The 10,113-nt window shown below is 58.1% G+C and carries 11 protein-coding genes; 9 read left to right on the top strand and 2 right to left on the bottom strand.

Annotated elements, in window-relative coordinates; translation table 11 throughout:
- Nucleotides 1-436: LysR family transcriptional regulator (locus HMPREF1144_RS24725; RefSeq protein WP_009654338.1), on the bottom strand; the 436-nt coding region annotated here is incomplete at its 3' end.
- A 97-nt stretch (nt 437-533) separates the two neighbouring features.
- Here HMPREF1144_RS24725 and HMPREF1144_RS24720 point away from each other — a divergent pair.
- From HMPREF1144_RS24720 to arnF, 8 genes are all read left to right on the top strand, one after another.
- Nucleotides 534-1,040, top strand: coding sequence for a phenolic acid decarboxylase (locus HMPREF1144_RS24720; RefSeq protein WP_189090337.1), 507 nt, complete (start codon nt 534-536; stop codon nt 1,038-1,040).
- A gap of 399 nt (nt 1,041-1,439) precedes the next feature.
- Entirely contained in the window at nt 1,440-2,579 is a 1,140-nt protein-coding gene (gene arnB, locus HMPREF1144_RS24715) for a UDP-4-amino-4-deoxy-L-arabinose aminotransferase (protein WP_004855110.1), read from the top strand.
- A 1-nt stretch (nt 2,580) separates the two neighbouring features.
- Nucleotides 2,581-3,564, top strand: coding sequence for an undecaprenyl-phosphate 4-deoxy-4-formamido-L-arabinose transferase (gene arnC, locus HMPREF1144_RS24710; protein ID WP_004126208.1), 984 nt, complete (start codon nt 2,581-2,583; stop codon nt 3,562-3,564).
- Nucleotides 3,561-5,546, top strand: a complete 1,986-nt coding sequence (gene arnA / locus HMPREF1144_RS24705; RefSeq protein WP_009654341.1) for a bifunctional UDP-4-amino-4-deoxy-L-arabinose formyltransferase/UDP-glucuronic acid oxidase ArnA — start codon at nt 3,561-3,563, stop codon at nt 5,544-5,546. The genes arnC and arnA overlap by 4 nt, the downstream gene beginning before the upstream one ends.
- Complete coding sequence (gene arnD, locus HMPREF1144_RS24700) at nt 5,543-6,445, top strand: 4-deoxy-4-formamido-L-arabinose-phosphoundecaprenol deformylase (RefSeq protein ID WP_004855103.1); 903 nt, start codon at nt 5,543-5,545, stop codon at nt 6,443-6,445. Before arnA ends, arnD begins: the two co-directional genes overlap by 4 nt.
- Nucleotides 6,445-8,100: a lipid IV(A) 4-amino-4-deoxy-L-arabinosyltransferase gene (arnT, locus tag HMPREF1144_RS24695; protein ID WP_004855100.1), complete on the top strand. Its 1,656-nt coding sequence runs from the start codon at nt 6,445-6,447 to the stop codon at nt 8,098-8,100. Before arnD ends, arnT begins: the two co-directional genes overlap by 1 nt.
- Nucleotides 8,097-8,435, top strand: coding sequence for a 4-amino-4-deoxy-L-arabinose-phosphoundecaprenol flippase subunit ArnE (gene arnE, locus HMPREF1144_RS24690; RefSeq protein WP_004855098.1), 339 nt, complete (start codon nt 8,097-8,099; stop codon nt 8,433-8,435). The genes arnT and arnE overlap by 4 nt, the downstream gene beginning before the upstream one ends.
- On the top strand, nt 8,435-8,818 hold the full coding sequence (gene arnF, locus HMPREF1144_RS24685) for a 4-amino-4-deoxy-L-arabinose-phosphoundecaprenol flippase subunit ArnF (protein ID WP_004855095.1): 384 nt from the start codon (nt 8,435-8,437) through the stop codon (nt 8,816-8,818). Before arnE ends, arnF begins: the two co-directional genes overlap by 1 nt.
- On the opposite strand, the gene HMPREF1144_RS24680 is transcribed toward arnF, so the two are convergent.
- Entirely contained in the window at nt 8,815-9,864 is a 1,050-nt protein-coding gene (locus HMPREF1144_RS24680; protein ID WP_009654337.1) for an AI-2E family transporter, read from the bottom strand. The genes arnF and HMPREF1144_RS24680 overlap by 4 nt on opposite strands.
- A gap of 132 nt (nt 9,865-9,996) precedes the next feature.
- Between HMPREF1144_RS24680 and HMPREF1144_RS33805 the strand changes: the two genes are divergently transcribed.
- Nucleotides 9,997-10,113, top strand: a 117-nt coding sequence (locus tag HMPREF1144_RS33805) for a hypothetical protein (RefSeq protein WP_009654340.1), incomplete at its 3' end; no start/stop codon positions are given.

Genomic DNA, 10,113 nt, shown 5'->3' with positions numbered 1-10,113 from the left:
CGTCCGCCTCGCTGCGGGCCGGATGCTCTTCCTCAACGTTTTCCAGCACTTCGGTCAGCCTGACCTGGGTTTGCGGGTAGCGCTGTTGAAACTGGCGCAGAATGGCGAACAGCCGCTGGCGTGGGAAAATGCTGTCGACCACCAGATCCAGCCGGGTCCGGGCGCCGTCTCTCAGGGTGGCGGCATGGGTTTCGACATAAGAGAAGGCCTGCAGCAGCGGCTTAACCTGGCCGAGCAGCAGCTCGCCTGCCGGGGTCAGCACTGCACGACGGCCCGATGGCGTCAGCAGCGTGACGCCCAGCCGTTCCTGCAACAGCGCGAGATTATAGCTCACCGACGACTGGCTGCGGTGGGTCTCGTCCGCCGCCTTCGCGAAGCTACCCAGCTCGACAACTTTCTCCAGCAGCGCCCATTGTTCCAGCGTAGTCTTGTGCATAATCCATCTAAAAAGTGAATGAGTTTAATCCAAACATAACGTTATTCATCCATTTTTTAAAGCAGTATGCTTGTTCTCAACAAACAGAGGAGAACAGATTATGAGCACATTCGACAAACATGACCTGAGCGGTTTTATCGGCAAACATCTGGTTTATACCTACGATAATGGCTGGAACTACGAAATTTACGTTAAAAACGGCACCACCCTGGATTATCGTATTCACAGCGGTATCGTCGCGAATCGTTGGGTGAAAGATCAGCAGGCTTACATCGTTCGCGTCGGCGAAAGTATCTACAAAATTTCCTGGACCGAACCGACCGGTACCGACGTGAGCCTGATCGTTAACCTCGGCGATAAACTGTTTCACGGCACCATCTTTTTCCCGCGCTGGGTAATGAATAACCCGGAGAAAACCGTCTGCTTCCAGAACGATCATATTCCGCTGATGGTCTCTTATCGTGAAGCCGGTCCGGCTTATCCGACAGAAGTGATTGATGAGTTTGCCACCATCACTTTTGTGCGCGAGTGCGGCGCGGATAATAACGAAGTGATTAATTGCCCTGCTAACGAATTACCTGACAACTTTCCTGCCAACCTGTAATTATTTTGAAATAGTTTCGTGATTCGACTGGATTTTTTATATTTGCTGAACCATGTTTAAAGACTGTTTCTGAGAATCTGGTTGAGCATCCGTTTACTTTTCACCAATGCGTTCCCGCTATTTCTCCGTCCAGCGGGAACGCCATAGCACCTTTTTCTGCGATAACCTTCACTCTATATCAGTGATTTTTAACGAAATTATCACGCATATCTAATTAATATTAATTTCTTAATATTATCCTAAGCAAATCTGACTAAATTTAATAACATCTGAATACAAAATAATGAAATGCGCCATCGGGCTGATTTCGCTTTCATTTTCATTTTGTTTAGGTCAGCAGGTGCAGGATATTTCTTATCGACCCGGTTTTTCGCGGGTCATTCACAGAACAGGAACATGATGAGCGATTTTTTGCCGTTTTCGCGCCCGTCGATGGGCGACGCAGAGCTGGCTGCGCTGCGTGAAGTTTTGCAATCGGGCTGGATCACCACTGGACCGAAAAATCAGGCGCTGGAAGAGGCGTTCTGCACGTTAACCGGCAACCGTCACGCCATCGCCGTCAGTTCGGCGACCGGCGGCATGCACGTCACGCTGATGGGGCTGGGTATCGGTGCGGGCGATGAAGTGATCACCCCTTCCCAGACCTGGGTCTCCACGCTGAACATGATCTGCCTGCTCGGCGCGACCCCGGTGATGATCGATGTCGATCCCGATAACCTGATGATTACCCCCGAAGCGGTTGAAGCGGCAATCACCCCGCGAACCAAAGCAATTATCCCTGTGCACTATGCTGGCGCACCGGCGGATATTGACGCCATTCGCGCGATTGGCGAGCGTCACGCTATTCCGGTGATTGAAGATGCCGCCCACGCGGCGGGGACGTACTACAAAGGCCGCCACGTCGGTTGGCGCGGTACCGCCATTTTCTCATTCCATGCGATCAAGAATATGACCTGCGCCGAAGGCGGGCTGGTGGTGACCGACGATGACGAACTGGCCGCGCGCATTCGCAGCCTGAAGTTCCACGGCCTCGGCGTTGACGCTTATGACCGCCAGACCCTGGGCCGCGCCCCGCAGGCGGAGGTGATTTCGCCGGGCTTTAAATACAATCTCGCGGATATCAACGCCGCGCTGGCGCTGGTGCAGCTGGATAAGCTCGCCCACGCCAATCAGCGCCGCGCCGCCATTGCGCAACGCTATCTGCGCGAGCTGGCGGATACGCCCTTCAGGCCGCTGGTGGCGCCGTCGTGGGAGCATCAGCACGCCTGGCACCTGTTTATTATCCGCGTTGACGAAGCCGCCTGCGGCATCAGCCGCGATGCGCTGATGGAAAGACTGAAGGCCATGGGTATTGGCACCGGCCTGCACTTCCGCGCGGCCCATACGCAAAAGTATTACCGCGAGCGTTTCCCTGAAGTTTCATTACCGCATACGGAATGGAACAGCGCGCGCATTTGTTCCATTCCGTTGTTCCCGGATATGACCGATGACGATGTCACTCGGGTCATTTCCGCACTGCACCAGCTGTCAGGACGTTGATATGTTTAGCTACCCTCCCGTGAAAAAGGTCTCGGTCGTTATTCCTGTGTATAACGAACAGGAGAGCCTGCCGGAGCTTATCCGCCGCACCGACACCGCCTGCGCGACGCTCGGACGCCAGTATGAAATTCTGCTGGTCGACGACGGCAGCAGCGATGACTCGGCGCGAATGCTCACCGAAGCCGCCGAGGCCGAAGGCAGCCACGTGGTGGCGGTCCTGTTAAACCGCAACTATGGCCAGCACTCGGCGATTATGGCGGGCTTCAGCCACGTTACCGGCGACCTGATCATTACCCTTGATGCCGACCTGCAAAACCCGCCGGAAGAGATTCCGCGCCTGGTCGAGAAGGCCGACGAGGGCTACGACGTGGTCGGTACCGTGCGCCAGAACCGCCAGGACACCTTCTTCCGTAAAAGCGCCTCGAAGATGATCAACCGCCTGATCCAGCGCACCACCGGTAAAGCGATGGGCGACTATGGCTGCATGCTGCGCGCCTATCGCCGCCATATCATCGACGCGATGCTCAACTGCCATGAGCGCAGTACGTTTATCCCGATTCTGGCGAACACTTTTGCCCGCCGGGCGGTTGAGATCCCGGTGATGCACGCCGAGCGCGAATTCGGCGATTCCAAATACAGCTTTATGCGCCTGATTAACCTGATGTACGACCTGGTGACCTGCCTGACCACCACGCCGCTGCGCCTGCTGAGCCTGTTCGGCAGCGTCATCGCTCTGCTGGGCTTCGCCTTCGGCCTGATGCTGGTGGTGCTTCGTCTGGTGTTTGGTCCCCAGTGGGCGGCGGAAGGGGTGTTCATGCTGTTCGCGGTGCTGTTTATGTTTATCGGCGCCCAGTTCGTCGGGATGGGCCTGCTCGGGGAGTATATCGGCCGCATCTATAACGATGTCCGCGCCCGCCCCCGCTACTTTATTCAACGTGTTGTTCGCCAGCCGGAAACGGCATCTCAAGAGGAAGATCGTTCATGAAAGCCGTAGTCTTCGCTTATCACGATATGGGTTGTGCAGGTATTCAGTCTCTGCTGGATGCCGGTTATGACATCGCCGCTATTTTTACCCATCCGGATAACCCTGGCGAAAACCATTTTTTTGGCTCCGTGGCGCGTATTGCCGCTGAGCAAGGCATCCCGGTATGGGCGCCGGAAGATGTGAATCATCCGCTGTGGATCGAACGTATCCGTGAGATTAAACCGGACGTGCTGTTCTCGTTCTACTACCGCAACCTGCTGTGCGATGACATTGTGAATATTGCGCCGCAGGGGGCTTTTAACCTGCATGGTTCACTGCTGCCAAAATACCGCGGCCGCGCGCCGCTGAACTGGGTGCTGGTGAACGGCGAAAGCGAAACCGGCGTGACGCTGCACCGTATGGTTAACCGCGCCGATGCCGGCAATATCGTGGCGCAGAAAAGCGTCGCGATCGGCGCGGATGACGCGGCGCTGGCGCTGCACCGTAAGCTCTGTTCCGCGGCGTCGGAACTTTTGGCTAAGGCGCTGCCCGCCATCCGCGACGGCAAAACCCAAGAGCGCGCCCAGGATGAAAGCCAGGCGACTTACGTTGGTCGCCGTACGCCGGAAGACGGTCGCCTCGACTGGGAACGCTCGGCCCAGACGCTGCACAACCTCGTCCGTGCGGTCTCCGATCCGTGGCCGGGCGCGTTCGGCTACGCCGGCGCGAATAAGTTTATCGTCTGGAAATCCCGCGTGCGCCACGATCTGGCCGCCGCCAAAGCGGGGACGGTGATCTCCGTTGCGCCGCTGGTGGTCGCCTGCCAGGAAGGGGCGTTAGAAATCGTTACCGGGCAGACCGAGCGCGGCGTTTATATGCAGGGTACGCAGCTGGCGCAGGCGCTTGGCCTGGTTGCCGGCGCGGTGCTGAGCAGCAAACCGGTGGTGGCAATTAAGCGCCGTACCCGCGTGCTAATCCTCGGGGTGAACGGCTTTATCGGCAACCACCTGACCGAGCGTCTGCTGCAGGACGACAACTACGAAATTTACGGCCTGGACATTGGCTCCGACGCTATCAGCCGCTTCCTCGACAATCCGCGCTTCCACTTCGTTGAAGGCGATATCAGCATCCACTCCGAGTGGATCGAGTACCACATTAAGAAGTGCGACGTGGTCCTGCCGCTGGTGGCGATTGCCACGCCAATCGAATATACCCGTAACCCGCTGCGCGTGTTTGAGCTGGATTTCGAAGAGAACCTGAAGATTATCCGCGACTGCGTGAAATACGATAAGCGCATCATCTTCCCGTCGACCTCGGAAGTGTACGGCATGTGCACCGACAATAACTTCGATGAAGATACCTCCAATCTGGTGGTCGGGCCGATTAACAAACAGCGCTGGATCTACTCGGTCTCCAAGCAGCTGCTGGACCGCGTGGTCTGGGCCTACGGCGATAAGAACGGCCTGAAGTTTACCCTGTTCCGTCCGTTTAACTGGATGGGGCCGCGCCTCGATAACCTCAACGCCGCGCGCATCGGCAGCTCTCGCGCCATCACCCAGCTGATCCTGAACCTGGTTGAAGGTTCGCCGATCAAGCTGATTGAGGGCGGTAAGCAGAAGCGCTGTTTTACCGATATCAGCGACGGTATCGAAGCGCTGTTCCGCATCATTGAGAACAAAGACGGCCGCTGCGACGGGCAGATCATCAACATCGGCAACCCGGATAACGAAGCGAGTATCAAAGAGCTGGCGGAAATGCTGTTGGCCTGCTTTGAACGCCATCCGCTGCGCGACCGCTTCCCGCCGTTTGCCGGGTTCCGCGAGGTGGAAAGCAGCGATTACTACGGTAAAGGCTACCAGGACGTCGAACATCGTAAGCCGAGCATTCGCAACGCGAAGCGCTGCCTGAACTGGGTGCCAACGGTGGAAATGGAAGAGACCGTGGAACACACCCTGGACTTCTTCCTGCGCACGGTTGAGCTGACGGACAGCGGAAAATCATGAAACAGGTCGGCTTACGCATAGATGTCGATACCTTTCGCGGCACGCGGGACGGGGTCCCGCGGCTGCTGGCTCTGCTGAGCCAGCACGGGATTCAGGCAAGCTTCTTTTTCAGCGTCGGGCCGGACAACATGGGGCGCCATATCTGGCGCCTGATAAAACCGAAGTTTCTGTGGAAGATGCTGCGCTCAAAGGCCGCGTCGCTGTACGGCTGGGATATCCTGCTGGCCGGTACCGCCTGGCCAGGGCGCAGGATCGGCGCCGGGAATGAGGACGTTATCCGTGCCGCCGCGCAGGAGCATGAAGTCGGCCTGCACGCCTGGGATCACTATAGCTGGCAGGCGTGGAGCGGCGTCTGGCCGCAGGAAAGGTTGACGCTGGAGGTTGAACGCGGGCTGCTGGAGCTGGAGCGGATTATCGGTCGCCCGGTAACCTGTTCCGCCGTTGCCGGCTGGCGTGCCGATCAGCGGGTGATCAAAGCCAAAGAGGCTTTCGATTTCCTTTATAACAGCGACTGCCGGGGGACCGGGCCTTTTCTGCCGCAGCTGGGGAACGGCGCGCCGGGAACCGTGCAGATCCCGGTAACTTTGCCGACCTGGGATGAAGTGGTGGGCAACGCGGTGGATAGTGCGGGCTTCAACCGCTATCTGCTGGACTGCATCCATCGCGACGCGGGGACGCCGGTCTATACCATCCATGCCGAAGTGGAAGGCATCGCCTTCGCGGAGCAGTTTGATGAACTGCTGACCATGGCCGCACAGGAAGAGATCCTGTTTTGCCCGCTAAGCCAGCTGCTGCCCGCCGATTTTAGCGTGCTGCCGCGAGGTAAAGTGGTTCGTGGTGAACTGGCCGGCCGGGAAGGCTGGCTTGGACGTGAACAATTACTCAATTCGGGTGTTTGATGAAAAGCATTCGCTATGGCGCCTCTCTGGTCGCCCTTTTTGTCCTCTACTATTTATTGCCGCTCAACTTCCGCCTGCTCTGGCAGCCTGATGAAACCCGCTACGCGGAGATCAGCCGCGAAATGCTGGCGACCGGCGACTGGGTGGTGCCGCATTTCCTCGGGCTGCGCTACTTTGAAAAGCCTATTGCCGGCTACTGGATCAACAGCATCGGCCAGTGGCTATTCGGCCACAATAATTTTGGCGTGCGTTTCGGTTCCGTCTTCGCTATAACCGTCACCGCGCTGCTGGTCGCCTGGCTGGCATGGCGTCTTTTCCGCGATAAACGCGTCGCGATCCTGTCACCGGCGATCTTCCTGACCGCGCTTCTGGTCTACGGTATCGGCACCTACGCGGTGCTCGACCCGATGATCACCATGTGGATGGCGCTGGCGATGTGCAGCTTCTGGGGCGCGGCGCAGGCCCAAAGCCACGGCGGCAAAATTCTCGGCTATGTTTTACTCGGCGTGGCCTGCGGGATGGGGGTGATGACCAAAGGCTTCCTCGCGCTGGCGGTGCCGGTGGTTGGGGTACTGCCGTGGGTGATTGCGCGTAAGCGCTGGCGCGAAGTGTTGACTTACGGCTGGCTGGCGGTGGGCGTCTGCGCGCTGGTGGTGCTGCCGTGGGGTCTTGCCATCGCCAAACGCGAGCCGGACTTCTGGCGCTACTTCTTCTGGGTGGAGCATATCCAGCGTTTCGCGGAAAAAGATGCCCAGCATAAAGCGCCGTTCTGGTACTACATTCCGTTCCTGATTGCCGGCAGCCTGCCGTGGCTGGCGCTGCTGCCGGGTGCGCTCAAGCGCGGCTGGACCGAACGCGATGAGTCGCGCGGTGCGCTCTATTTGCTCGGATGGGTGGCGATGCCGTTCCTGTTCTTCAGCATTGCTAAGGGTAAACTCCCCACCTATATCCTGCCCTGTTTTGCTCCCCTGTCGATTCTGATGGCGCGCTACGCGCTGGACGCGGCGAAGGCGGGAGCGAAGGCGCTGAAAATTAACGGCGCAATCAACCTGGCCTTTGGCCTGATTGGCCTGGTCGCCGTGCTGGTGGTTTCGCCGTGGGGCTTTATGCACAAGCCGGTATGGAGCCATATTGAGCTCTATAAGTGCCTGCTGGCGGCGCTGATATTTGGCTGCTGGGCGCTGATGGGCTGGCTGGCGATGAAGGACAACGGCCGCCGCTGGACCCTCGCCGCCTGCTGCCCGCTCGGGCTGGCGCTGCTGGTGGGCTTCGCTATCCCGGATCGGGTGATCGACAGCAAGCAGCCGCAGTTCCTGGTGGATATCGTCAGCGAATCGCTGACCCCGAGCCGCTACGTGTTGACCAATAACGTCGGTATCGCCGGCGGGCTGTCGTGGGAGCTCAAGCGCAGCGATATCATTCTGTTCGACAAGCAGGGCGAGCTGAAGTACGGTCTCTCCTGGCCGGACGCGCAGCACCAGTTTGTCGATCAAGCCCATTTTGCTGACTGGCTGGCGACGCACCGCCAACAGGGCCCCGTCTCGCTGGTTCTGCTGATGGATAAAGGAGAAAGTATGGCTGATTTAGCGCTACCGAAACCGGATAGCTCCTACGAGCTTGGGCGCGTGGTGTATATCCAGTATCTGCCGCAATGAGCGTCTGGATCTGTCTGGTTTTCGCCAGCCTGCTGAGCTGCGCCGGACAGCTGTGCCAGAAACAGGCGACCCGACCGTCCAAATCCGGGCGGCGCGGGTACCATATCCTTGGCTGGCTGGGACTCGCGCTGCTCTCTCTCGGCTGCAGCATGCTGCTGTGGCTTAGCGTGCTGCAGTCGATCCCGGTCAGCATCGCCTATCCCATGCTGAGCCTGAACTTCGTCTGGGTGACGCTGGCGGCGTGGGGGATCTGGCGCGAGCCGGTCGCGCGTCGCCACTGGCTTGGCGTGGGACTCATCGTCGTTGGGATCGCTATTCTGGGGAGCCGTATCTGATGGGCTTAATCTGGGCGTTATTCAGCGTCGGCCTGGCGAGCGGCGCGCAGCTGCTGCTGCGCAGCGCGATGGTCGAGCTCCCGCCGCTGACGGAGATATTTACCTTCCTCAACCATCTGCTGCATCTGCGGGCGGGCACGTTTGGCCTGGCGTTCGGGCTTATGGGTTACCTGCTGTCGATGGTCTGCTGGTACTTCGCCCTGCATCAACTGCCGCTGGCGAAAGCCTACGCGCTGCTGAGCCTGAGCTACATCCTGGTATGGGCCGCCGCCATCTGGCTCCCCGGCTGGCATGAGCCTTTCCACTGGCAATCGCTGCTGGGCGTGCTGCTGATTGTCGCCGGGGTGCTGACGATCTTCTGGCCGGTGAAGCGGCAGGGCTAGCCCGGTAGCCTGCTTTTGGGGCGCCCGGGCCCGAGCAGGATGGCTAACTTACTGCCGCCCCTGGTGGTCTCCATCCATATTTTACACACGCTGGTTAACGGTACCGACAGCAGCATTCCCACCGGGCCAAGCAGCCATCCCCAGACCAGCAACGAGAGGAAAACCACCAGCGTAGACATGCCCAGCCGGTGGCCCATCATGCGGGGTTCGAGAATATTGCCGATAATCATGTGCACGACTAAAAAGAGTGCGCCGACCAGCAGGCATTCATAATATCCGTTAAAAAGTAATGCCTGGATCATTGGCGGGACGGCGGAAATCACCGAGCCAATGTTAGGCACATAGTTCAGCAGAAAAGCCAGCACGCCCCACATCAGCGCAAACTGCACCCCCATCAGCATCAGCCCTAACCAGATAATCACCCCGGTCCACAGGCTGAGCAGCGTTTTCAGCGCCAGATAATGCGAAACGCCTTTTAACGCCCGATGAAGACCGGCGATGTGGATTTGCGGGTTGTTGAGGGCAAAACGGAGCTTATAGGGCACATGCCGGACTTCAAAAAGCATAAATACCACCGTCATAACCAGCAGAACGACGCTGGCCATGGCGCCGGACAGCCCGGTCATCAGGGTGGTCGTGAACGTCATCAGCTTGTCGGAGTCTATGCGTTGCAGCATACGCTCCGGGGACATATGAATATGCAAAAAGGGCAGCGCCTCCTGCAGCCGCAGGACTTTTGCCGTAAGCTCTTTATTATATTTTGGCATCATGGCGACAAATTCGTTAACCGACGCGGCCAGTACGCCAATTAACGCGGTGAGCACGATCAGCATCACCACCACCACGATAGTAATGGCGACCGGGCGACGCACGCCGCGGCGAATAAACCAGGTGACCAGAGGGTTGAGGACAATGGCGAAGAACAGCGCCAGTAATAACTGCACGATGATATCTGCCGCGGCGTGAATACCGGCGAGGATTACTACCAGTGACGCCAGTTTGAGCAGAATATGCATGCCCGTTTTATCGGGCTGAGGGGTTGTCATTCACGGTTCCTTTCTATGATTTTCATTAAGTGTAGCGGCTGGCTTGCTGCCTGGAATCCTAATCTGGCTACTGATTTATAACGTGTGGCGTGGTAGAACTGAAACACAGTTGTAAAAATCTGGTGGAACCCGATGCCCGAAACCGTCGCCGAACCGGCGCTTAATGGATTGCGCCTCAATCTGCGGATTGTCTCTGTCGTGATTTTTAACTTTGCCAGCTACCTGACCATTGGCCTGCCGCTGGCGGTA

The organism is Klebsiella sp. OBRC7 (assembly GCF_000293135.1).
In the GTDB taxonomy this organism is placed as follows: domain Bacteria; phylum Pseudomonadota; class Gammaproteobacteria; order Enterobacterales; family Enterobacteriaceae; genus Klebsiella; species Klebsiella michiganensis.
The sequence above is the reverse complement of the archived record's forward strand: the minus strand, read 5'-3'. Positions and strand labels throughout refer to the sequence as shown.

Excerpts from the sequence above, each read along its gene's own strand:
- arnB (WP_004855110.1), top strand. The coding sequence starts at position 1,440 with ATGAGCGATTTTTTGCCGTTTTCGCGCCCGTCGATGGGCGACGCAGAG.
- arnC (WP_004126208.1), top strand. The coding sequence starts at position 2,581 with ATGTTTAGCTACCCTCCCGTGAAAAAGGTCTCGGTCGTTATTCCTGTG.
- arnA (WP_009654341.1), top strand. The coding sequence starts at position 3,561 with ATGAAAGCCGTAGTCTTCGCTTATCACGATATGGGTTGTGCAGGTATT.
- arnD (WP_004855103.1), top strand. The coding sequence starts at position 5,543 with ATGAAACAGGTCGGCTTACGCATAGATGTCGATACCTTTCGCGGCACG.
- arnT (WP_004855100.1), top strand. The coding sequence starts at position 6,445 with ATGAAAAGCATTCGCTATGGCGCCTCTCTGGTCGCCCTTTTTGTCCTC.
- arnE (WP_004855098.1), top strand. The coding sequence starts at position 8,097 with ATGAGCGTCTGGATCTGTCTGGTTTTCGCCAGCCTGCTGAGCTGCGCC.
- arnF (WP_004855095.1), top strand. The coding sequence starts at position 8,435 with ATGGGCTTAATCTGGGCGTTATTCAGCGTCGGCCTGGCGAGCGGCGCG.
- HMPREF1144_RS24680 (WP_009654337.1), bottom strand. The coding sequence starts at position 9,864 with ATGACAACCCCTCAGCCCGATAAAACGGGCATGCATATTCTGCTCAAA.